This window comes from Mycobacterium cookii (genome assembly GCF_010727945.1).
GTDB classification, from domain to species: domain Bacteria; phylum Actinomycetota; class Actinomycetes; order Mycobacteriales; family Mycobacteriaceae; genus Mycobacterium; species Mycobacterium cookii.
In genome coordinates, this window is sequence record NZ_AP022569.1 from 1,719,588 (window position 1) to 1,742,368 (window position 22,781).

Genomic DNA, 22,781 nt, shown 5'->3' on the forward strand with positions numbered 1-22,781 from the left:
TTCGGATCCAATTCGGCGCTGCCGAAACCGTCGGTGCCGACGTCCTAGCTGATGCTGTTGACGGCGGCGGCGACTCTGTTCTGAAAGTCGGACGGCAGCGGGATGTATCCCAGCGGCGCGAGGCCCTGCTGTCCGTCGGTGACGGTCGACTGCATGAACGCCCGCACCGCCTTACCGGCCTGTGCGTCGGGGTACTTGCCGCAGACCAGCTCATAGCTGGCCAACAGAATGGGGTACGCCCCAGGGGTCGTCGCGGCGTACACCTTCGAAAGGTCAAGCACCAGATCGTCACCCGCACCTTTGATGGTGACATTCGAGATGGTCTTGCCGACCCAGTCGTTGCCGATGTGAACGACTCCGCCCGCGGTCTGAATACCGGCGACATCGAGGTGCTGTCTCATGGCGTAGGACCACTCGTTGTAGCTGATCGCTCCTTCGGTGTTCTTCACCGCCTCCGCGGTGCCTTCGTTGCCTTGCGCCGAGGTCCCGGCCCCTCCGTTGAAAACCTTTCCTGCGCCCTTGGTCCACAAGCCGTCGGCGGCGGCTTGCAGGTACTGCTGGAAGTTGTCGGTGGTTCCCGACGCGTCGCCGCGGTATATGACGTGAATGGCCTCGGCGGGCATCTTCCCGTTCAGCGCCGTGATCGCCGGGTCATCCCAGCGCGTGACGGCGCCGCTGAAAATCTTTGCGAGAGTGGCTGCGTCGAGTGTGAGGACGTCGGTCGACTTGACGTTGAAGGTGATCGCTATCGGCCCGAAGACGACGGGTAAGTCCCACGCGTCCGCTCCGCCGCAACGCTGCTGCGCGGCCTTGTGCTCGTCACTGCTCAGCGGTGAGTCCGAACCGCCGAAGTCGGTCTTGCCGGCGAGGAAGTCCGCGACGCCGGCTCCTGAGCCGCTGGCCGTGTACGCGAGTTGCTTTCCCGAGCAAGATTCTTCGTAGCTCGTGATGAAGTGGGTCATCGCATTGGCTTGCGCGGTCGAACCGCTGCCGGTGAGGTCCTGCTTTCCTCCGCAATCGACGTGGACGCCCTTTGCGTAGGAGGGCGGCGTGTCCAGGTGCGTACATCCCGATAGGGTGAGCACGGCTGCGGCGAGCAAGCCGACGAGGGACCGGGATCCGTTGCGCTGCTTCATGTCTGCCTCCTCGAGAACAACTGTTCAGCCGCACATCGGCGCGCAGCACCGCCGCGCGCCCGGTCGAGCACGTCAGCGAACATTAAAGGTCACCGAAATCGAAATGCGATCGATCCACAAGCGAACAACAGGTGAAGACGCGCTGCGCGTCAGATAATCACCGGACCGGTGCATTCGCTGAATTCATCCGGCAGTCAGCGCACGTTCAGCTATCTGACTTAGCGTCTGCGACGTTGGCGCTCGCCGACGGTTTGTCTACGCCGGCAACGCGCGCCGAATTCACTGCACCGGAGAGGTGACATGACTGACACGCTCGACACACGGCAGACCACCGGCAAGACGGTGCAGGAGTACATCGACGAGTTGCCGCAATGGCCCGATGGCACGGCATTGAAGTCGATGCCGATGACCGCCATGCAATTTCGCATCTGGGCGCTGGCCTGTGCGGGCAAGTTCTTCGAGGGCATGGTCGTGTTCATGACCGGGGTTGCCCTGCCGCTGATCTCGATCCAGTTCCACCTGAACGCTGCCGACAAGGGCATGGTGACCGCAGCATCGCTGGCGGGTATCCTGGTCGGCGCCACCGCACTTGGTGGACTTGCCGACAGCCACGGCCGCAGGCTGATGTTCATCGTGGAGATGGTCATCTTCGCGGTCTTCCTGGTGGCGCTGACGTTCGCGCCCAACTTCATCACGCTGGTCGTCTGTCTGTTCGGCGCGGGCATCGCGCTGGGCTGCGACTACCCGACTGCGCACATGGTGATCTCGGAGAGCATCGCCACCTCGATGCGCGGCCGACTCGTCCTGAGCGCCTTCGCTTTTCAGGCCGTCGGCGCCTTCTTCGGCACGGCGTTGGGCTTCGGCATCCTGTACGCGAACCCGGACGTGGGCGCGTGGCGGATGATGTACGCAGCCGCGATCGTGCCCGCGATCCTGGTCGTCATCGGGCGGTTGTACGTCACAGAGAGCCCGCACTGGCTGGTGTCCAAGGGCCGCATCGAGCACGGCGAGAAGGCCACCACCAAACTGCTCAAGCGCAACCCGCAGTACCCCAAGAACGTATCGCTGGCACACCTGGCCGAGAAGGCCAAGGCCCCCGAAGAGCACGGTACCTACCTGGCGTTGTTCAAGAAGCGGAACCGCCGCGCGACGATCCTGGCCTCAGTTCCCTGGTTCCTGCAGGACCTGGGCGTCTACGGTATCGGTATCTTCACGCCGACCATTCTGGCCGCGGTCATCGGCAAGGAATCGAAGTCGCACGCGCTGGCCGACACCATTCACAACGACATGCTGGGCGCCAAGGGGTCGGCCATGATGGACACCCTGTTCGTCTTGGGCATCATCGTCGCGATCTTCTTGGTCGACCGAGTGGGCCGGATCAAGTTGCAGATCTGGGGCTTCATCGGCTGCGCGGTCGGCCTGCTGTTGTCCGGGCTCTCGATCCGATCGGACGGCAGCAATGTCATGTGGCTGCTGTTCCTCGGATTCACGCTGTTCTACTTCATGGTCAACTTCGGACCGAACGCCATGACCTATCTGCTGGCCGGCGAGGTGTTCCCCACCGAGGTGCGGGGTAAGGGCGCAGGCTTTGCCGCGTCCTTCGCCAAGATCGGGGCGGTGCTGACGGCGTTTCTGTTCCCCATCCTGCTGAAGAGCATCGGCACCACCGCGCTGCTGTGGGGTCTCGTCGTGTGCTTCCTCGCCGGTGCCGTCGTGACGTACTTCTTCCGCATCGAGACCGCGGGCCTGAACCTCGAAGAAGTCGGCAAGTAACTGTCGGAGGGCGCTGGCACAATCGACCTTATGTTCGAACAGATGCCGCCTGTCCTCGAGCGGCTGCGCGCGGCGGCCCGAGCGGAGGACCGGGCACACACGCAGGCATCGAACCTGAACCGATCCGCGATGATGCCCAAGCGCCGCCGCACCCGCGCCCAGAACCGCGCCGACTACATCGCCTCCCAACGGCGGCGCAACAGGGCAGCGCGGGAGGCGGCCCGACCGCTGCCCATCGTCGCCAATGACGAGCCGCCGCCCTTCTGACGATCCGGCGCCGGACGCGGTAACCTCATTCTCACTGCTTGATCAGCAGGCGACCGAGGAGGCGGCATGGCACAAGAAGACGAAGCCGAACCGACGACCCGCGACGCGCGCTTCATCAAGACCGCGGTCGAGATCCTCGGCGAGACCGGGCGCACCGACTTCACCGTGCAGGAAGTCGTCGCCCGATCCAAGACGTCGCTGCGCGCGTTCTATCAACATTTCAGTAGCAAGGACGAACTGCTGATCGCTCTGCTCGAGCGGACCATGGCCCAGTCCACACAGGCCTGGCGGGCCGAGACCGCGGACCTGGATAGCACCGCGGCGATCAAGCTGATCATCGACCGGATCAGCGCCGAACCCGAGTCGAGCACGCAGGACAGCCTGAACCGGGCGATGAACCTCTACAACCAGCATCTGGCCGAGACCAGGCCCCGCGACTACGCCCGGATCATCCTTCCGCTGCACGAGTTGATGCGCGATGTCATCCAACGTGGCATCAGCGAAGGCGTCTTCCGGCCTCACCTCGATGTCGGGCCGGCCGCGGCGATCATCATGCAGACCATCTTGGGCGCCATGCGACTGCACTGGCTGGGAGCCGAATTGACCGGCGCGCCAATCGATGCGGCGCACCTCTACGACTTCTGCATCCGCGCGCTGGGTACCGACGACGGCGCCCAGCCGGAGACGCCGACGCTTGGCGAACTGTTCAACCAGATCGGCATGCGCGCGGGCACGCGTCAGGGCGAATTCGCGATGACGATCCCGGTGAGCCCGCAGGTCGTCAACACGTCCGGCGCCCTGCAGGGCGGTTTGATCGCCACGCTGGTCGACGTCGCGGGCGGTCAATTCGGCTTGGACTACTTGCAGGACGGCACCACGATGACGACCGCCGACCTGAACATCCGTTACCTGCGGCCGATCCGGCAGGGCACCGCCTACGCGGTCCCGAGGATGCTGCGCCAAGGCCGGCGCGCGATGGTGATGCAGATCGACGTCCTCAGCGACGGTGACGGCGACGACGCGCTGCTGGCCACGGCCACGGTGAACTTCGCCATCATCAACGGCGCGACCCCGACGCTGCCCCCCGACTGGCCGCCGGCGTAGCCCACCGGTTACGGCGTGCAGTGCGAAAGTGGTAACGTCATTACCACCTCGTGAGAATCCAGACTTCAAGGAGATCGCCATGCCGTCACGCGAACTTTCCTTCCCGGTGTTCGACGCCGACAACCACATGTACGAGTCGGAGGAGGCGCTGACGAAGTTCCTCCCGGAGAACCGCAAGCGCGTCATCGACTACGTCGAGGTCCGCGGCCGCACCAAGATCGTGGTCCGCGGCCACATCAGCGAATACATTCCCAACCCGACCTTCTCGGTCGTCGCTAAGCCGGGCGCCCAGGAGGACTACTTCCGCAACGGCGCCCAGGGCAAGAGCTACCGCGAGATCCTCGGCGAGCCGATGAAATCCATCCCTGCCTTCCGCGAGCCGGCCGCCCGGCTCGAGGTGATGGACGAACTCGGTATCGACTACGCGCTGATGTTCCCGACTCTGGCCAGCCTGGTCGAAGAGCGCATGAAGGACGACCCGGAGATGACCCACGACGTCATCCACGCGCTCAACCAGTGGATGCACGAGCAGTGGTCGTTCAACTATCAGGACCGCATCTTCGCCACGCCGGTGATCACGCTGCCCATCGTCGACCGCGCGCTCGAAGAACTCGAATGGTGTCTGGAGCGCGGCGCCCGCACCGTGCTGGTCCGCCCGGCGCCGGTGCCCGGCTTCAAAGGCAGCCGATCGTTCGGCCTCGAGGAGTTCGACCCGTTCTGGCAGGCCTGCATCAAGGCCGACATTCCGGTCTCGATGCACGCCTCGGACAGCGGCTATTCCGAGTTCGCCAACGTGTGGGAGCCCGGCGACGAGTTCCTGCCGTTCAAGCCGACCCCGTTCCGCAGCTTCGCGATGGGCCACCGGCCGATCCTGGACGCCATGGGCGCGCTGGTGTGCCACGGCGCGCTGTCGCGCAACCCGGAGCTGCGGATCCTGTCGATCGAGAACGGCGCCGACTGGGTGCCGGACCTGTTCAAGGGGCTGAAGGGCGTCTACAAGAAGATGCCGCAGGCCTTCCTGGAGGACCCGATCGAGGCGTTCAAGCGCTGCGTCTACATCACCCCGTTCTGGGAGGACCGCTTCACCGAGATCGTCAACATGGTCGGCACCGACCGGGTGCTGTTCGGCTCCGACTGGCCGCACCCTGAGGGCCTGAAGGATCCGATCAGCTTCGTCGACGAGCTCACCGACTTCGACGAGGAGGACGTCGCCAAGATCATGGGCGGCAACCTGATGAAGCTGATGAAGGTCGCCAAGCCGGTCTCGGCCTGATTCGCCGGTCACCGTAATAGGGTCGCCAGATGGAACGGCGCACCCTGGAAGCGGTTATCTACGAACGCGAACCACCGATCGCGCGGATCATCCTGAACCGGGCCGACAAGGCCAACACCAAGGATGCGACGCTCGTGCAGGAGGTCGACGCCTGCCTGCACGAGGCCGACCGCGACCGCGACATCAAAGTCGTGATCATCAAGGCGAACGGAAAAGGCTTCTGCGGTGGGCACGTAGCGCGCTGGGGCCCCGACGAAAATCCCTATCCGGACTTCGGGGACACATTCGAGGATCTCTACAAGGGCACCGCCGACCTGTTTTTGTGGCCGACGCTGTATCTCTGGGAATTCCCGAAGCCGACCATCTCGCAGATTCATGGCTACTGCATGGGCGGCGGCATCTATCTGGGCCTGCTGACCGACTTCTGCGTGGCCTCCGACGACGCGTATTTCCAGATGCCGCTTGCTCAGAGCCTCGGTGAACCCGGTGGGCACACCATGATCGAGCCGTGGCTGCTGATGAACTGGCATCGCACCATGGACTGGTTGCTGCTGGCGCCGACGCTGTCCGCGGCCGAAGCGCTCGAGTGGGGGCTGCTCAACAAAGTGGTACCCCGAGACGACCTCGAGGACACCGTCGAAGGGATGGCGCGCAAGATCGCGCAAGTCCCGCTGACGACGTCGATGGCGGTGAAGAACAGCGTTAAGCGCGCCTACGAGTTGATGGGCATGCGGGTGCATCTCCAGGTCAGCCACATCCTCACCAACATGGTCGGCGCGGCCACCGACGTTCAGGAGCGCAGAGCGCAACTCAGGCAATCCGGATTGAAGCCAAGGGATTTCGTCGGCCGCGACGAGGCGACCCCGACAACCGACTAGCGGCTCATCTCGCCGGCCAACTTACGGCCGGCGGCGTGGCGTGCAGCCACGTAGCCGAACACCATTGAGCTCGCGATGCTGGCGCCGGCACCCGGATACGTCCGGCCCATCACGGTCGCCGTCGTGTTGCCCGTCGCGTACAAGCCCTCGATCACGCGGTCGTGTTCGTCGAGCACCTGCGCGTACTCGTTGGTGATCACGCCGCCGCACGTGCCAACGTCCGCGGGCAGCACCCTGGTCGCGTAGTACGGCGCCCGGTCCAGCGGGCCGATCGCGGCGTTGGGCCGGTACCCGGGATCGCCGAGGCAGTCGTTGTAGGCGGACTGGCCGCGGCCGAAGTCGGGATCGAGGCCTTTGGCGGCGAATCGATTGAAGCGGGCAACGGTGTCCGTGAGTTTGTCTGCGGAAACGTCGATTTGGTCCGCGAGATCGGCGATCGTCTGACCGCGCTTGACCGCGCCGCTCTCGATCAATGCGGGCGGCAGGTTCTGATTGCGTTTGAGCGGGTTGGTCCCGGTGACGTATCGGTGCACGTAACCGTCGTCGAAAATCATCCAGCACGGGACGGCCTTGTTGGCGTACATCGCCTTGCCGACCTCGACGTAGGAGTTGGACTCGTTGCAGAACCGCCGGCCCGTCGAGTCGACGTAGATCGCCCCCGGGCGCTGCCGTCCGGAGCCCAGCGACGCGGCCACCGCACCACCGTTGGCGATGAAAACCGAAGGCAGCCACCATGCTTCGTCCAGCAGATCGGTCTTGGCGCCCAGCCGCATCGCGGTTTGCAGCACTTCGCCGGTGTCGCCGGCGTTGGCGATCGACCACTGCGCCTCGTTGGGCTGGTCACCGCTGTAGCGACGGCGCATGTCGGCGTTGTGGCCGAAGCCGCCCGCCGCCAACAGGACTCCCCTGCGCGCTTCGATGTTCATCGGCACCCCGTCGCGGACGATGCGTGCTCCGACAACGCGGCCGTCGTCGACGATGAGGTCGTCCATCGCGGCGTTGGTCCACAGCGGTGGCTGGCCCCCGCTGAGACTGATCAGCGCCTTGAGCATCTGACCGATCAATGACGCTCCGTTGGTGAGGATCTGGCGCCGGCGGAGGCGCGCCGCCGCGGTGCGCGCGAACACCTTTGTCGCGACCGCGAACGCGCGCGGCGCGCGGTTGTAGTACTGCACGGAGCGGAGCTCGTTGGTCAACACCACGTACCCGTAGTTCTTGGCCAGCGGCGGCTGGACTTTGTCATGCCAGCTGCCCAACTCGGCCGCATCGAACGGAATTCCCTCGATGGCCCGGCCGGATGCGTTGCCGCCCTTGTGATTCGGGTAGTAGTCGCTCCAGCCGTCACAGCGGATCAGCTGAACCCCTTTGCGGACCAGGAAGTTGATCATCTCGTAGCCCGCGGTGAGGAACATCTCGCGACGCTCGGGTGACGACGGCGCACCGATGTCACCGACGACGTCGGCGAGGTAGGCCAGGCCGTCCTCGTGCGAGTCGGCGACGCCCTCGGCCCGCATCAGCGGATTGTTCGGCAGCCAGACGATCCCACCGGAGAGCCCCGTCGATCCGCCCACCAGCGCTTGCTTTTCGATCACCAGCGGCTCCAGCCCGCAATCGAGCGCGGCGAGCCCGGCCACCATGCCGCCGCCCCCGCTGCCGGCGATCAACAGGTCGACGGATCGGTCCCATTGCGTGCTCATCGCGCCTCCGCGGTCAGACCGAGGTCGACGATCGGCACGTCGATCGTGGTGTTGGTCTTTTGGATCGCGGGCACCAGGGTCTCGTACGGCAACCCGGCGAGGAAGCCGTCGACGACGCGTTCGAAGTTCGAGATCAGCCCTTCGATCTGGTCCGACAGCCGCATGTACTCAAATCCTCTGGAGTGCAGTCCTTTTTGCTGCCTCGGCAGGTTGGAGAAGTCCTGAGCCGGGATCGGCGGCCAGCTCGGATCGTCGGGCGGCCGCGGCTCCGGCGGCGTCGGCTTCCCCGCGGATCGGTCGGCCGGCATCCGGGTCAACGACCAGATCTCGAACAGCGTCTCCTCGGGCCCCAGCGGCCGGATGCGGTACGACGACGCGCTGCTGTACGTCGGCAGGATGAAGTGGTGCGGAAAGGCGAACCCGATCGCATCGGTGATCCCGCGGCGGACGAGATCGTTGAGATCGGGCATGTCGCTGCCTCTCGCCCGATGCCAGCCGACGACCGCGTCGTTGAGCGCGCTGCGCCAACCCGCCAGTGCCTGCGCCGGATCCGACGGCAACGTGATGGTCTGCAGCCCTTCGGCGATGCGGATGTCGTTCTCGTGCGTCATGCCGCCCATGCCGTCGCCCAGCGTGCGCATGAAGTAGAGACTGCTCGCGACCACCGGGTGCACCGCTTCCGACGTGCTGCCGGTCTGCGCCGACGGCAGCAGCTGCGGATGGGTCTGCGGCACGTGGTAGCCCTCCATGAACGCCGCCGTCGCCAGCTTCCAGTTGACCGGCAGCCGGCAGGATTGCCACCACTCCACCCGCAACGACTCGACTTTCCAGGCGTCGTAGGTCGACGCGAAGGGCTCCATCCAGTCACGCAGCGGCGGGGCGTCGTCGTCGAGGTTGATCCAGGCGCACCCGCCCCACAGCTCGCAGCGGACCGAGACGAGTTGCAGCTCGTCGGGCGACATGTTCTGCTCGGCGAACGCCTCCGGCCGCAACACAAAGGTGTTACGCCCGTCGATGCCCCAGCACCAGCCGTGGAACGGGCAGACGAAGGTGCGTCGGGCTCCAGGAAGAGAGCCGTTGCCCTCAATGAGTTTTACGCCGCGATGGCGGCACGCGTTCTGATACGCCCGCACCGTGTCGGCGTCGACCCGCACGACGATGATCGACTGATCGAGGATCTCGTATTCGACGAAGTCGCCGGGCTTGGGGATCTCCTCCAGCCGGCAGGCCATCTGCCAGACCCGCGGCCAGAACAACTCGGCTTCCATCGCATAGAAGTCGGGGTCGTAATACCGCTGCTTGGGTATCCGGTCCGGGGTGTCGACCACCCACGGTATCTGGTTCACCATCTCGCTGTCCTTGTCACCTCATACGATCCGGGACGCCCGACCTTGCCAGTAGCGTTCGCGGATCCGCCTCTTGTACAGCTTGCCGTTCGGGTCCCGCGGCAGGGTGTCGAATTCGATTGTGCGCGGGCATTTGTAGCCCGCGAGGTGGGTTCGGCAATATTCGATCAGCTCGGCTTCGAGGTCCGGCCCGGTTGCGATGCCGTCGACCGGCTCCACGACGGCCTTCACCTCTTCGCCGAACTCGTCATTGGGGACGCCGAAGACCGCGGCGTCAACAAGTTTGGGATGCATGGTGAGCAGGTTTTCCGCCTCTTGCGGATAAATGTTCACCCCGCCGGAGACGATCATGAACGTCGACCGGTCGGTGAGGTAGAGGTAGCCGTCCTCGTCGACGTAACCCATGTCGCCCAGCGAACGCCAGCCGCGGTGATTGGAGACCGACGCGGTTTTGTCGGGGTCTTTAAAGTACTCGAACTTCGGTCCGCCTTCGAAGAAGAGCTCGCCGGTCTGCCCGACCGGGACCTCCTCCCCGTCTTCGCCGACCACGTGAACCGGCGACATCGGGATGCCCACCGAGCCGGGGTGCGCCAGCCACTCGCGTGGCCCGATCGTCGTGCCCGCGAACCCCTCAGTGCCGCCATAGTATTCGTGGATGATCGGACCGAACCAGTCCATCATCTGCTGCTTGACGTCGACCGGGCAGGGTGCGGCCGCGTGGATCACGCACTCCAGGCTCGACACGTCGTACCGCCGCCGCACCGCCTCGGGCAACTTCAGCATCCGCACGAACATCGTCGGCACGAACTGGGCGTGGGTGACCCGATATGTCTCGATCAGGCGCAGCACGGCTTCGGCGTCGAACTTGGGCATGATGATCGCCGCGGCGCCCACCCGGTTGACCGCCATCGTGTAGTTCACCCCGGCCGCGTGATACATCGGAGCGGGCGACAGGTACACGCTGCCGGAATCCATGCCGTACTTGTGGATCAGCGCCAACTCCAGCACCGACTGCGCCCACGACCCGTTGCCGTCGGCCGGAAGCGCGCGGCGAACGGCCTTGGGCCGTCCGGTGGTGCCCGACGAGTACAGCATCTCCGAGCCGTCCGACAGCTCCGGCGCTTGGCCCGCGGCCGCCACCGCGGCGTCGAACGACCGCCAACCCGGCAGGTTGCCGCCGACCGCAATGTGCACGTGGACCCCGGCGTTGGCGCCGCGCAGGTGCGCCGCCAGGCCGGCCATCGACGCGTCGACGAACACCGCCTTGGCGTCCGAGTCGTCGATGACGTAGGCGACTTCGTCCGGGGTGAAATGCGTGTTGACCGCGGTGTAGTACAACCCGGAAAGCTGGGCGCCCCAGGTGATCTCAAAGAACTCCGGCCGGTTCGGCAGGACCAGCGCCACGCCGTCGCCCCGGCGGAGCCCCGCTTCGTGCAACGCCGCGGCGACCCGTTGGCTTCTGGTGTACAGCTCGCCGAACGAGGTCACATCGCCGTCGGACATGATCAACGCCGGCGTCTGGCCGGCGTTGATCGCGTGGTCGGCGATGTTCACGACTAGCTGGTGGCGCCGTCGCTCGACGCGGCAGCGGCGGCCTGCCTACGGGCGTGCTCGGACGGCAGCACCTTGTCCTTGAACACGGTCTGAATCAGTTGCTGCACATCCTTGCTGATCGAGGCGAGCGCGACGAGGTCGTTGGAACTCTGCCAGTGCACCCGCATGCCCATCAGCTCCCAGGCTCGCTTCAGGTTGGCCTTGGTGAGCATCAGCGTGGTCAACGGTGCCTGCGCGATGTGGCGGGCGATCGCGTCGACGCGCGCGTCGAGGTCCTCCCGCTTGACCACCTCGTTGACGAGGCCGACCTCAAGGGCCTTCTTGGCGTCGATCACCTCGGCGGTGAACAGGTAGTAGGCGGCGCGGCGCCAGTTCATGAACACCCAAGGCTCGATGGAACATTCGCCGGAGGGCATGCCAAAGCCTTGCAGCGGCGGGTAGGAGAAGTAGGCATCCTCGGAGGCGATGACGATGTCGGTGGTCAGGCCCATGTGCGTACCGCCGCCCACACAGTAGCCGTGCACCTGCGCGATGGTCGGCTTGGAGAACTCCCACAGGTTCAGGGTCGGCTTGACGAACAGATCATTCTGCGGTTTCCAAGGGTGTCCCATCTTCAGGGCGCCCTCGACGAACGCTGGATAGTCGACGGCGTTGTTGCCGATCGCATGCCCGGAGCAGAAGCCCTTGCCGTTGGCCTTGAGCACCAAGACCTTGATGTCGTAGTCGCGGTCGGCATCCAGCAACGCGGCGTCGACCTCCTCGGCCAGCTTCTGGTCCTGAGCGTTGGCCTTCTCCGGCCAGTTGAGCGTGATCTTGGCGATCGGCCCATCTTTTTGGTAGATAATTCGTTCACGAGTCTCGTTGAGGTCCATCTGTTTTCGTACCCTCTCTCTAATAAGTGATGTCGCTAGGCAGTGATGACGCCGATTTCTGCGCCGATGTCGTAGGTGGTCCCAACTTGACCTGTCCATTGCACGGTGCCCGAGGCGCCGGCTTCGATTTCCTGCTCCACTTTCTCGGTGGCGATCACGAAGATCGGTGTGCCTTCGTCGACGTGCTCCCCCGCAGCGACGAGCAGGTCGGTGAGCTCGGCTTCGGCGACGGCCACCGATACCCGCGGTATGCGAATGATGAAGTCAGCCATGGGATCCCGCTCTCGCCAGCGTGCGCTGAGCGGCGGCGACGACCCGCGCCGGCGACGGGTATACCTGCGCTTCCAGTGCGGCCGCGGCGGGATTGGGCACGAATCGGGCGCCCACTCGTTCGATCGGCGCGGCCAGCTCACCGAACAGTTCGGCCTGCAAGACCGCGGCGACCTCCGCTCCCGGTCCGGCGAATTGCACCGCGTCGTGCACGATCACGGCCCGGCGGGTCCGGCGCACCGACTCGATGACCGTCTCGACGTCGAGTGGGAGCAGGGTCCGCAGATCGACGACCTCCGCGCTGACGCCTTGTTCGGCCAGCGACTCCGCGGCGGCTAGCGCGTCGTGCACGGCGCGGCCATAGCTGATCAGGCTCACGTCGGCGCCCGGCCGCTTGATGTCGGCAACGCCCAACGGAATCGCGAAGCCGGGGTCGACTGGAACCGGCCCCTTCTTGCTCTGCAACCGAACCGTTTCCACGAACAGACACGGGTCTTCGTCGAAGATCGCCGACGTCAGCAGGCCTTTGCCGTCGCGCGGCGTGGACGGCACGATCACCTTCATGCCCGGAATGTGCATGAACCACGCTTCCAGGCTCTGCGAATGCGTTGCACCCGTGGCCAATCCGGCATAGACCTGGGTGCGGATGGTGATCGGCGCCGTGGTGCGCCCGGCGGTCATGAATCGCAGCTTGGCGGCGTTGTTGATCAGCTGGTCGGCAGCGATGCCGATGAAATCCATGATCATGATCTCGGCCACCGGCAGCATTCCGTCGATGGCCGCGCCGATCGCCGCGCCGACGATGGCCGCCTCCGAAATCGGTGTATCCAATACTCGGTCGTGGCCGTACTTCGTCGACAACCCCGCAGTGGGACCCGACGCTCCGGGGTCGGCGATGTCCTCGCCGAGCAGAAATACTCTGTCGTCGGTCTGCAGCGCGTGGTCCAACGCGAGGTTCAGCGCCTCGCGCATCGTCATCTCTTTGTCTGCCATGGCTTTACACCGGGAACTTGATCGGGGTTGCGTACACGTCACGGTCGAGCTCGTCGACCGACGGGGAATCCGAGGCCATCACGGTCTGCAGCGCTGCCTCCACAGTCGCCAGGGCGTCCTGGTCGATGGCGTCCAGCTCGGCCTCGTCGCAGATGCCCGCCTCGGCGAGACGAGCCCGGAATTTCGGCACCGGGTCGGCGTCCATCGCCGCGGTCAGCTGTTCCTTGGGGATGTAGGGCATCCGGTCGCCGAAGTAGTGGCCGCGGAACCGGAACGTCACACACTCGATGAAAGTGGGACCGTCGCCGTCGCGGGCCCGTCGCAGCGCCTCGTCCAGCGCGTCTTTGACCGCCAGCGGGTCATTGCCGTCGACCCGCACGCCGGGCATGCCGTAGCCGGCCGCCCGGTCGGCGACGTGCTCGATCTTCATGGTGTCGCTGGTGGGCGTCATCTCCGCATAGAGGTTGTTCTGACACACGAACACCACCGGCAAATCCCACAGCGCCGCCATGTTGGCCGCCTCGTGAAACGACCCGGTGTTGGTGGCGCCGTCGCCGAAGCTGACCACCGTGACGCGGTCTGTGCCTTTGCGTTTGGCCGACATCGCCAGACCCACGGCCACCGGCGGTCCGGCACCTACGATGCCGGTCGACAGCATCACTCCCTTGTCCGGTTTGGCGATGTGCATGGTGCCGCCCTTGCCGCGGCTGGCGCCGGTGGTGCGGCCCATCATCTCGCCGTAGATCTCCTCGAGCGGCACACCTTTGCCGATCAGGTCGTGCAACCCGCGGTAGGTGGTGACGAGTTGATCGTCGGGACGCAGCGCGACGCCCATCGCCGCGGCGATCGCCTCCTGCCCACGGGACGGCCAGTACACGCACATGAATTCGCCGGTGCCGATGCCTTTGGACAGCCGGTCGTCGGCCGCCTTCATCAGCACCATCAACGCATAAATACGCTTCTGGACCGCTTCAGTCACTTTGTGTAGGACCCAATCTCCCGGTACACCTTGGGAATTGGCGGCGGGTCCAGACTGAGATATTGCAACGACGACATCTTGCCGCTGGCGCCGAGCTCGCCGAGCTTGGCGACCACCCCGTCGAGGTCGTCGCAGTCGAGCTCGTAGATGGCGATGAACGGACCGTCTCCGTCGGTTGGCGCGAAGCGGCGCGCCGAGACGATGCCGTCTACCGAGCAGATCTCGGCTAGATGGGTGTCGTTGTACCACGAGTGGTACTCCGCCTCAAGGTCCGACGACACCGGCATGGTCTGCAGGTAGATAATGCCCCTAGCCATTGCGCCACTCCTCCTCATCGCTACGCTCTGCATCGTCGTCGGCGGCAGCCATTGCGCCACTCCTCCTCATCGCTACGCTCTGCATCGTCGTCGGCGGCAGCCATTGCGCCACTCCTCCTCATCGCTACGCTCTGCATCGTCGTCGGCGGCAGCCATTGCGCCACTCCTCCTCATCGCTACGCTCTGCATCGTCGTCGGCGGCAGCCATTGCGCCACTCCTCCAATTCGCTTGTGGTGCCGCTCAACTGCCGGACCATGGCTTGACCTTCAGGAAACCGCCACCGTCGACGCGCAGCTGCTGACCGGTGATGTATCGGGCGGCGTCGGAGGCCAGAAACAGCACCGCCTCGCTGATGTCCTCGGGCTCGACGTAGGGAATGGGCATGGCCTGCACGAGCGGGAACACCGGTTCGGCGTCTTCGCGGGTCGGGTTCTTCAGGTCGGGACGGAACGCGCGGTACATCGGTGCGCTGTGCAGCATGTCGGTATTGACGTTCGTCGGATGCACGGCGTTCATCCGGATGGAGAACGGCGCCAGCGCGCGGGCGAAGTCGTTGACATAGTGCGCCGCAGCGATTTTGGCGAAAGCATAGCCCGCTCCCCCGGGTCCGCCGTCGATGCCGCTGGTGTTCATCGACGACATGAACGCAGCGTTGGACCCGATCACGATGATCGAGGCGCCGGACTCCAGATGCTTGAGGCTGGCGTGCACCAGGTTGAGCACGCCACCCAGGTCCACGTCGACGGCATCGGCGAACGCCTGGGGCGGCAGACCCGCCGTCAGCGGGCAGATGCCGGCGTTGGCCACCACGACGTCGAGATGACCGAGCTCGGCGACACCCCGGTCGATCGCCGCGGACAACGCCGCGCGATCGCGCACATCGGCGATCTCGGTGACGACGCGCCGGCCCTCCTTCTCGACGAGTCGCGCGGTCTCGTCGAGGTCTTCCGGCCGGGCGAGGGGATATTCGTTGGTGTCGATGTCTTCACACAGGTCGATCGCGATGATGTCGGCACCTTCGGCGGCGAGCACCCGGGCGTGTGAGCGTCCCTGGCCGCGGGCGGCCCCGCTGACCACCGCTACTTTGCCTGCCACTCTGCTCATCGCCGCTTCCTCCTCATGCGCTCAACAATGCGACTTCCGTTGGAATGCAAGCCATTCGGTGTGCGCAGGAGCGCCGAGGCGGCCGCCGAGAGGGACCGGACGAGCGTTCGACTCCATCGCTTCTCTTCCACGACGCTGCATCATTGCAGGACAGGGGCTACTTGATCTTTATAGTATCTATACTACTTAAAATAGAAAAGACACCCGAAAACGGTGGACCGCCCGCCCAGGCAGGCTCACCGGGGCAATGTGTGTTTCGGTAGATTCATCTCCTATGTCATGGAGCGCACAGTCATGAGTACCGGTGTCGAGCACCTGGAGTTTCAGGCCGAAGCCCGCCAGCTGCTGGACCTGATGGTCCACTCCGTTTACTCCGATAAGGATTCGTTTCTGCGGGAGTTGATCTCGAACGCCTCTGACGCGCTGGACAAGCTGCGGATCGAGGCGTTCCGTAACAAGGATCTGGACCCCGACAACACTCTCACGTCCGATCTGCACATCGAGATCGTGGTGGACCACGATGCCCGCACCCTGTCGGTGCGCGACAACGGCATCGGCATGACCCGCGCCGAGGTCGTCGACCTGATCGGCACGCTGGCCAAATCCGGCACCGCCGAGCTGCGCCAGCAGTTGCGTGAGGCGCAGAACGCTAAAAACGCGTCCGTGTCCGAGGAGCTGATCGGCCAGTTCGGCATCGGCTTCTACTCCACCTTCATGGTCGCCGACAAGGTCGAACTGCTCACCCATAAGGCCGGCGACAGCGAGGCCATCAAATGGGAGTCCAGCGGCGACGGCACCTACACGATTGAAACGGTCGAGGATGCTCCGCAGGGGACGTCGGTCACGCTGCACCTCAAGCCCGCCGACGCCGAGGACGCGCTGCACGACTACACCTCGGAGTGGAAGCTGCGGACGCTGGTCAAGAAGTACTCCGACTTCATCGCCTGGCCGATCCGGATGGAGGTCGACAAGACCACACCGGGCGAAAACGGCGGCGAAGACACCGTCACCCGGGAAGTCGAGACGCTCAACTCGGGCAAGGCGCTGTGGGCCAAGCCCAAGGACGAGGTGTCCGACGACGAGTACAAAGAGTTCTACAAGCACATCGCACACGCCTGGGACGAGCCGCTCGAAGTTATCTCGATGAAGGCCGAGGGCACCTTCGAATACCAAGCCCTGCTGTTCATTCCGACCCGAGCCCCGTTCGACTTGTACGAGCCCGATGCGTCCATCGGTGTGCAGCTGTACGTCAAACGTGTGTTCATCATGGGCGACTGCGACCAGCTCATGCCCCGGTACCTGCGGTTCGTCAAGGGCGTCGTCGATGCCCAAGACCTGTCGCTGAACGTGTCCCGCGAGATGCTGCAACAGGATCGGCAGATCAACGCGATCCGGCGCCGGTTGACCAAGAAGGTCCTCTCGACGATCAAGGATCTGCAGTCCGAGCGGCCGGAGGACTACCGCACCTTCTGGGGCGAATTCGGCAAGGTGCTCAAAGAGGGCCTGATGCGCGACTTCGACAACCAGGAGACCTTGCTGGAGATCTCCTCGTTCGCCTCGACACATAGCGAGGACGAGCTGACCACCCTGGCCGGATACGTCGAGCGGATGAAAGAAGGTCAACGACAGATCTTCTACGCGACCGGCGAATCACCGCAGCAGATCCTCAGCACCCCGCATCTGGAAGCGTTCAAGGCCAAAGGCTATGAGGTGCTGCTGCTTTCCGACACGGTCGACGAGATCTGGCTGGGATCGGTGACCGAGTTCGACGGCAAACCACTGCAGTCGGTGGCCATGGGCGACGTCGACCTGGACACCGAGGAAGAGAAGTCCGCGCATGAGGCCGAGCGCAAAGAACAGGAGCAGGAGTTCGCCGATCTGCTGGCGTGGCTGACCGAAACGCTGGGCGAACACGTCAAGGAAGTCCGGTTGTCCACCCGGCTCACCGATTCGCCGGCCTGCCTGATCACCGACGCCTTCGGTGTGACACCGTCGCTGGCCCGTATCTACCGGGCCACCGGGCAGGACGTCCCGGTCGGCAAGCGGACGCTGGAACTCAACCCGACCCACCCACTGATCACCGGGCTGCAGCAGGCCCACAAAGAGCGCGGCGACGACCCGACGAATGGTGAAACCGCCGAGTTGCTCTACGGCGCGGCACTTCTCGCCGAGGGCAACGCACCCGAAGATCCGGCTCGCTTCGCCGACCTGCTGGCGAACCGGTTGGCACGCACGGTTTAGCCGCCGGCTTGGCCGTGCTTGACCTGATTGAACGGCACGCCGCGGTCGGCGGCGTACTCGCGCGGGAAGTTCAGCACCCGCTCGCCGATGACGTTGCGAGCCAATTCGCTGGTGCCGCCGCCGATGCAGACCGTTTGGCGGGACAAGTACCGCACACCGGTCTCGAGGCCCTCGCCCTCGGCGCCGACCACTCCGGCGGTTCCGGTGATGGCCAGTCCGGCGTCGATCTCCAACGTCACTGTCTCGGCGTGGAACAGCCGTAGCAGGCTTCCAGCGGCGGGCGGCAGCGAGCCGTCGTTCACGCCGCGGAAGATGTGCGCGCCCAGTTGGTCGCTGACCGCGCGGTGCACCAGTGCGCGCCCGGCGATCTGCTGCACCCGCTCGTTGTCGGACTGCCCGGTCGCCGCGGCGAGCCGCGCATAGTTCACCGGCGTCGATCGTCCGCCCTCACTGCCACTGCCGCTGGCGAATTCCGAGCCCATCCCGACCGCGCGCCGCTCATGGTAGAGCTGACGCGACGCCACCGACCACCCGTCGTTGACCTCGCCAACTACCGCGTCGTCACCCACGTCGACCCCGTCGAGGAACTCCTCGCAGAACTCCTTCGTACCGTTGAGAAGTTGGATGTGCCGCAACGTGATCCCCGGATGTTTGATCGGCACCAGGAACATGGTCAGGCCCTCATGCTTAGGCACATCCCAGTTGGTGCGCGCCAGGCACAATCCGTAGTCGGCGGCAAAAGCACTGGTGCTCCACGTCTTTGCGCCGTTGAGCACCCAGCGGTCGCCGACGCGCTCGGCGCGGGTGATCACGCCCGCGAGATCCGATCCCCCACTGGGCTCGGACAACAGCTGTACCAGTATCTCGTCGCCCCGCAACGCGGCGCCGATGTGCTGACGCTTGATGTCCTCGCTCGCAGTGTCCAGCAACGTCGCACAGCAGATGGTGAACGTCGGCGTGTTGAGGATCAGCGGCATCTCGTAGCTGAGGCTTTCCTCGTTGAAGGCCTTCTGGTATTCGTAATCCAGACCCAGCCCGCCGTATTCACGTGGAAAGCAGATCCCGGCGAATCCGCCTCCATAGAGCCGCTTTTGGAGCTCGCGAGCGCGTAGCCAGCAGCGCTCCTCATCGCGATGCGCCGCCGGTGGGTGCGCCGGATCGATGGGAGGCATGTTCTCGGCCAACCAGGCACGCGCCCGGGCCCGGAACTCGTCGACGGATTCGACGTCGGTAACTGTGCCGGTTGCCTCGGTCATCACGCCGACCTCGGCGCGGGCTGTCCTGCCTCCTGCAGCTGATAGACCCGCACGTTGTGTTCTTCTGGCGTGCCGAACATCGACCGGTACAACGCAGCCCGTCGCAAATACACGTGTAGGTCGTGCTCCCAGGTCACACCGATACCGCCGTGCATCTGCACGCAGTCCTGGATGATCTGGGTCGCCATTTCGCCGACGTAGGACTTGGCGATGCTGGCCGACAGATTGGCATCCGGTGATCGGCTCGAGATGGCCGCGACCGCCGCGCCCGTCGTCGCACGGCACGCCTCGAGCCACATCTTCATGTCGGCGAAGCGGTGTTTGAGCGCCTGGTAGGACGCCAGTGGACGCCCGAAACTGTGCCGGTCCAACGCCCACGCGACGGTGAAGTCGAACACGGTCTGCAGGATGCCGACGACCTCGGCACACTGCAGCATCTGGGCGATCTGGCTCTGCCGGTCGAGGACGTCGGCGGCGTTGCCGTCGACGGCCGCGCTCGCATCGACGGTCACCCCGTCGAAATGCACACGGGCGTACTGCTTCACCAAATCGATCGACTGCTGCGGCTCGACGCGCACACCCGGTGCGTCGGCTGGGACCAGGAATTGGCGCACGCCGTCGTCGGTGTGCGCGACGACGAGCAGCAGGTCGCTCTGGGCGCCCGCTTCCACCCGGTCTTTGACGCCATCGATCCGGAAGCCGGAATCGGTCGCCGTCGCCGTCGTCGACGGTGTGTGCGGGGCCCAACCGTGCCCCGGCTCGTAGACCGCCCACGAGGCGATGGTTTCGCCGGCAATCAGCGATTCGATGGTCTCCGCGTGCGCCTGCGGATCGGTGCTGTCCACCAGCGCCGCAAGCACGGTGCTGACCGGATACAGCGGGCCCGGCGCCACTGTTCTTCCGAGTTGTTCTGCGACCATCGCCAGATCGGCCACCCCGTCGCCGGAGACGCTGCCGCCGCCGAGTTCCTCAGGGACCAGCAGCGCCGTCCACCCGAGTTCCGCCGCTCGCTGCCACCAGGCCGGCTCGAAGGAAACGCCTTGAGTGTGCAGCTCGCGGACCCGACTCAGCGGCACCTCTTTTTGCAGAAATGCTTGGGTGGTGGAGGCGAAGAGTATCTTTTCGGGGGAATCGACGACAGTCATACGTTGGCTGAGACCTCTCTGGCCTTCCTACCGTTGGCGAGGAAGTCCGGGGAGTGTCCCGGCCATCCGTCCAATCGGTCCCAGTCGTGGTCACTGGTGATTTCGATGGTAGCAATGAGCAATACAGTAAGAGATACCGGAGTGCAGTCGATAATGACGTTGAGAAGCCGCGGTCGGCATGGTTGAGGCCGGTAAACCGCAGGATTCCGCCAAGGCCAAGTTGGACGCGATCGCGCTCGCCGAGCAAGCCGAGGCCGAGGCCGCCGAGGCCGAGGCGCTCGCTGCGGCCGCACGCGCACGAGCCCGGGCGATCCAGTTGCGCCGCGAAGCGGAATCGCTGGCAGCCGGCGAGGCCGACGAACCCGGTGAGGCCGCCGGGACCCCCGCGGTCGCCGAAGCGGCCGACGCCACCGAGCCAACCGATTCGGCCGAGGCCGCCGAGCCACCGGAGACCGCTGAGCCGCCCGACGCCGAGGAACCCACGGCGACGGAAGCCGCGACCGTGCGCCGGTGGCGCGTGTCGTTGGCCGTGCTGGCCGCCGCCACCACGATCGTCGCCATCTGTGCACTGCTAGGGGCCAGTGGATGGATGGCCTGGCATCACCACAACGTCGTGAGGCAGCGGCAGCAGTCCGCGGCCTTTGCCGCCGCCGCCCGGCAGGGCATCGTGAACCTGACGTCCTTGGACTTCAAGAAATCCAAGGAAGACGTTCAGCGGATCGTTGACAGTGCCACTGGCGAGTTCAAGGACCAATTTCAGAAGACGGCGGACGATTTCGCGTCGGTGGTCAAAGACACCAAGGCGGTAGCAGAAGGAACGGTCGCGGCCTCGGCGGTCGAGTCGACGAGTCAGGATTCGGCCGTTGTTCTGGTCCTGGCCAACGAGCGTGTCACCAATGCGGCCGGCGCCAAAGACCAACCGCGGACGTTCCGGTTCCGGGTCTCGGTGGTCCGCGACGGCGATCAGCTGAAGTTGTCGAAAGTGGAGTTCGTCCTGTGAGCGACGACGACACAACCGAGCAGCACAACGACGCCGAGGCGCCCGACGTCGAGCCCACCACCGGAGTAGAGATCGACAAGAGCGCCGACGCACCCGCGGCCGAGACCGCGCCCGCAAGGCGGCTGCGTGCCATCCCGGTCATCCCTGTGGTTCTGGTGGTGGCGCTGCTGGCCGCCGGCGGGCTGGCCGCGTGGGTGTACATCTCCCAGTACCGGCCCGATAAGGCGACCGACGCCGCGGCCGCTCAGTCAGCGATCGGCGCGGCCCGAGACGGCACGGTGGCCATGCTCTCCTACAAACCGGAGACCCTGGACCAGGATTTCGCTGCGGCGAAATCCCATCTCACTGGCGATTTCCTGAACTACTACGACACGTTCACCAAGCAGGTCGTGAGCCCGGCGGCCAAGGGCAAAGGCGTGACGACCATCGCTCAGGTGGTGGGCGCGGCCACCACCGAGATGCACCCCGAGTCCGCGGTCGTGCTTGTGTTCGTCAACCAGGTGACCACGAGCAAAGAACGGCCGGATCCCTCTGCGGCGGCGAGCAGTGTGCTGGTGTCGCTGACCAAGGTGCACGGCACCTGGCTGATCAACAAATTCGACCCTATCTAACCGGTAGCGAACGAACGGCGCAGCGTCTGCGCATGCAGCGCAACGCTTTCGCGGGAGACCACCCAGTCCGGCACCACGGCGTCGAAGCCGTGAAAGGTGGCTGCGACGACGTGCAACTCCGTGTGGACGTAGGCGTGCAGCAGTCGATTCGCGTAGGCGATCGCTTCGTCGCGGCACGGGTCGATTTCGGCGCAGCTGATGAACGCCGGCGGTAGCCCCTCCAGGTTCGCCCGGTGCGCGGGGACGTACTCGGCCGTCGCGGTGCTGTGACCCAGGTAGTGCGCCCACGCCCGGCTGACCGCAGGACCGTTGAGTCCCGGCGTGCGCTGGAATTCCCGTCGCGACGGCGTCGCGTCGGAATCGAGCATCGGCTGGTGCAGCACCTGAGCCAGGATCGTCGGACCTTCGTGGTCGAACATGCGCTGAGCCAGCGCGGCGACCAGTGCCGCGCCCGCATCGCGGCCGATCACCACGACGCGGCTGCTGTCCGCGTACAGGCTCGCGCTGTTCTCGACGGCGTAGCGCAGTGCGGCCTCCATGTCCTCGAGCGCCGCGGGGCACGGGTGCTCGGGAGCCAGTCGGTAGTCGACCGACACGACCAGGCACTGGGCCTCGCGAGCCAGCTCCACGCACTCCGGATGGTCGGTGTCGAGATTTCCGGTCACGAAGGCACCACCGTGGGCGTAGATCGCCAGCGGCGCCGCCGACGGGCCCGGACCCCGGTAAAGCCGCAGGCCGAGCGGGTGGCCGCCCGGGCCGGCGATGGTCACGTCGTCGATCTCGACGGTGCCGACGTCGACGGCCGCGGCGCGCTCGGCCGCCAGCTGGTCGGCGCGTCGCCGCTCGGCGGGCAGCGACTCGGCGTGGAACTCGGCGATGTCCAACCCGGCCGCAGCGTCGCGTAGCGCCGGGTCGATGCGGCTCAAACCCCGGGGGCGTGCGTGGTCGGTCTCAGTCGTCATGC

At 65.4% G+C, this 22,781-nt stretch carries 21 protein-coding genes; 8 read left to right on the forward strand and 13 right to left on the reverse strand.

The annotated features are described in order from the left end of the window. Positions 1–44 precede the first annotated feature (44 nt). Complete coding sequence (gene pstS / locus G6N27_RS08060) at positions 45–1,136, reverse strand: phosphate ABC transporter substrate-binding protein PstS (RefSeq protein ID WP_163775863.1); 1,092 nt, start codon at positions 1,134–1,136, stop codon at positions 45–47. A gap of 300 nt (positions 1,137–1,436) precedes the next feature. Between pstS and G6N27_RS08065 the strand changes: the two genes are divergently transcribed. From G6N27_RS08065 to G6N27_RS08085, 5 genes are all read left to right on the forward strand, one after another. Further along, positions 1,437–2,909: an MFS transporter gene (locus G6N27_RS08065; RefSeq protein WP_197746528.1), complete on the forward strand. Its 1,473-nt coding sequence runs from the start codon at positions 1,437–1,439 to the stop codon at positions 2,907–2,909. 30 nt (positions 2,910–2,939) lie between these two features. Further along, complete coding sequence (locus G6N27_RS08070) at positions 2,940–3,176, forward strand: hypothetical protein (RefSeq protein WP_163775864.1); 237 nt, start codon at positions 2,940–2,942, stop codon at positions 3,174–3,176. Positions 3,177–3,242: 66 nt separating this feature from the next. Further along, on the forward strand, positions 3,243–4,280 hold the full coding sequence (locus tag G6N27_RS08075) for a hotdog fold thioesterase (protein WP_163775865.1): 1,038 nt from the start codon (positions 3,243–3,245) through the stop codon (positions 4,278–4,280). Positions 4,281–4,359: 79 nt separating this feature from the next. After that, positions 4,360–5,553 (forward strand): amidohydrolase family protein, encoded by a 1,194-nt coding sequence (locus tag G6N27_RS08080; RefSeq protein ID WP_163775866.1) that lies wholly within the window; start codon positions 4,360–4,362, stop codon positions 5,551–5,553. A 29-nt stretch (positions 5,554–5,582) separates the two neighbouring features. Continuing rightward, positions 5,583–6,431: an enoyl-CoA hydratase-related protein gene (locus G6N27_RS08085; protein ID WP_163775867.1), complete on the forward strand. Its 849-nt coding sequence runs from the start codon at positions 5,583–5,585 to the stop codon at positions 6,429–6,431. Here the strand turns inward: G6N27_RS08085 and G6N27_RS08090 are convergent. The 9 genes from G6N27_RS08090 to G6N27_RS08130 form a co-directional block, all read right to left on the reverse strand. Next, positions 6,428–8,128: an FAD-binding protein gene (locus G6N27_RS08090; RefSeq protein WP_163775868.1), complete on the reverse strand. Its 1,701-nt coding sequence runs from the start codon at positions 8,126–8,128 to the stop codon at positions 6,428–6,430. The genes G6N27_RS08085 and G6N27_RS08090 overlap by 4 nt on opposite strands. Next, on the reverse strand, positions 8,125–9,477 hold the full coding sequence (locus G6N27_RS08095) for an aromatic ring-hydroxylating oxygenase subunit alpha (RefSeq protein WP_163775869.1): 1,353 nt from the start codon (positions 9,475–9,477) through the stop codon (positions 8,125–8,127). Before G6N27_RS08095 ends, G6N27_RS08090 begins: the two co-directional genes overlap by 4 nt. Positions 9,478–9,495: 18 nt before the next feature. Continuing rightward, the gene (locus G6N27_RS08100; RefSeq protein WP_163775870.1) at positions 9,496–11,028 is read right to left on the reverse strand and encodes an acyl-CoA synthetase; all 1,533 of its coding nucleotides are present in this window, start codon (positions 11,026–11,028) and stop codon (positions 9,496–9,498) included. A gap of 2 nt (positions 11,029–11,030) precedes the next feature. Further along, on the reverse strand, positions 11,031–11,900 hold the full coding sequence (locus tag G6N27_RS08105) for an enoyl-CoA hydratase-related protein (protein WP_163775871.1): 870 nt from the start codon (positions 11,898–11,900) through the stop codon (positions 11,031–11,033). A 35-nt stretch (positions 11,901–11,935) separates the two neighbouring features. Next, complete coding sequence (locus G6N27_RS08110) at positions 11,936–12,172, reverse strand: lipoyl domain-containing protein (protein WP_163775872.1); 237 nt, start codon at positions 12,170–12,172, stop codon at positions 11,936–11,938. Continuing rightward, positions 12,165–13,163 (reverse strand): alpha-ketoacid dehydrogenase subunit beta, encoded by a 999-nt coding sequence (locus G6N27_RS08115; protein WP_163775873.1) that lies wholly within the window; start codon positions 13,161–13,163, stop codon positions 12,165–12,167. Before G6N27_RS08115 ends, G6N27_RS08110 begins: the two co-directional genes overlap by 8 nt. A 4-nt stretch (positions 13,164–13,167) precedes the next feature. After that, complete coding sequence (locus tag G6N27_RS08120; protein ID WP_163781515.1) at positions 13,168–14,106, reverse strand: thiamine pyrophosphate-dependent dehydrogenase E1 component subunit alpha; 939 nt, start codon at positions 14,104–14,106, stop codon at positions 13,168–13,170. A gap of 32 nt (positions 14,107–14,138) precedes the next feature. Beyond that, a complete protein-coding gene (locus G6N27_RS08125; protein ID WP_163775874.1) occupies positions 14,139–14,459 on the reverse strand; it encodes a DUF4286 family protein in 321 nt (106 codons plus the stop codon). A gap of 241 nt (positions 14,460–14,700) precedes the next feature. Continuing rightward, entirely contained in the window at positions 14,701–15,564 is an 864-nt protein-coding gene (locus G6N27_RS08130; protein WP_163775875.1) for a mycofactocin-coupled SDR family oxidoreductase, read from the reverse strand. Between the two features lie 294 nt (positions 15,565–15,858). On the opposite strand from G6N27_RS08130, the gene htpG reads away from it, so the two are divergent. Continuing rightward, the gene (gene htpG, locus G6N27_RS08135; protein WP_163775876.1) at positions 15,859–17,805 is read left to right on the forward strand and encodes a molecular chaperone HtpG; all 1,947 of its coding nucleotides are present in this window, start codon (positions 15,859–15,861) and stop codon (positions 17,803–17,805) included. Here htpG and G6N27_RS08140 read toward each other — a convergent pair. Beyond that, complete coding sequence (locus G6N27_RS08140; protein WP_163775877.1) at positions 17,802–19,061, reverse strand: acyl-CoA dehydrogenase family protein; 1,260 nt, start codon at positions 19,059–19,061, stop codon at positions 17,802–17,804. The two genes, htpG and G6N27_RS08140, sit on opposite strands and share 4 nt — an antisense overlap. Next, entirely contained in the window at positions 19,061–20,206 is a 1,146-nt protein-coding gene (locus tag G6N27_RS08145) for an acyl-CoA dehydrogenase family protein (protein WP_163775878.1), read from the reverse strand. The genes G6N27_RS08140 and G6N27_RS08145 overlap by 1 nt, the downstream gene beginning before the upstream one ends. 178 nt (positions 20,207–20,384) lie before the next feature. On the opposite strand from G6N27_RS08145, the gene G6N27_RS08150 reads away from it, so the two are divergent. Beyond that, positions 20,385–21,206, forward strand: coding sequence for a hypothetical protein (locus G6N27_RS08150; protein WP_163775879.1), 822 nt, complete (start codon positions 20,385–20,387; stop codon positions 21,204–21,206). After that, the gene (locus G6N27_RS08155) at positions 21,203–21,817 is read left to right on the forward strand and encodes a hypothetical protein (protein ID WP_163775880.1); all 615 of its coding nucleotides are present in this window, start codon (positions 21,203–21,205) and stop codon (positions 21,815–21,817) included. The genes G6N27_RS08150 and G6N27_RS08155 overlap by 4 nt, the downstream gene beginning before the upstream one ends. Here G6N27_RS08155 and G6N27_RS08160 read toward each other — a convergent pair. Continuing rightward, positions 21,814–22,779, reverse strand: coding sequence for an alpha/beta hydrolase (locus G6N27_RS08160; protein WP_163775881.1), 966 nt, complete (start codon positions 22,777–22,779; stop codon positions 21,814–21,816). The genes G6N27_RS08155 and G6N27_RS08160 overlap by 4 nt on opposite strands. Positions 22,780–22,781: the final 2 nt, after the last annotated feature.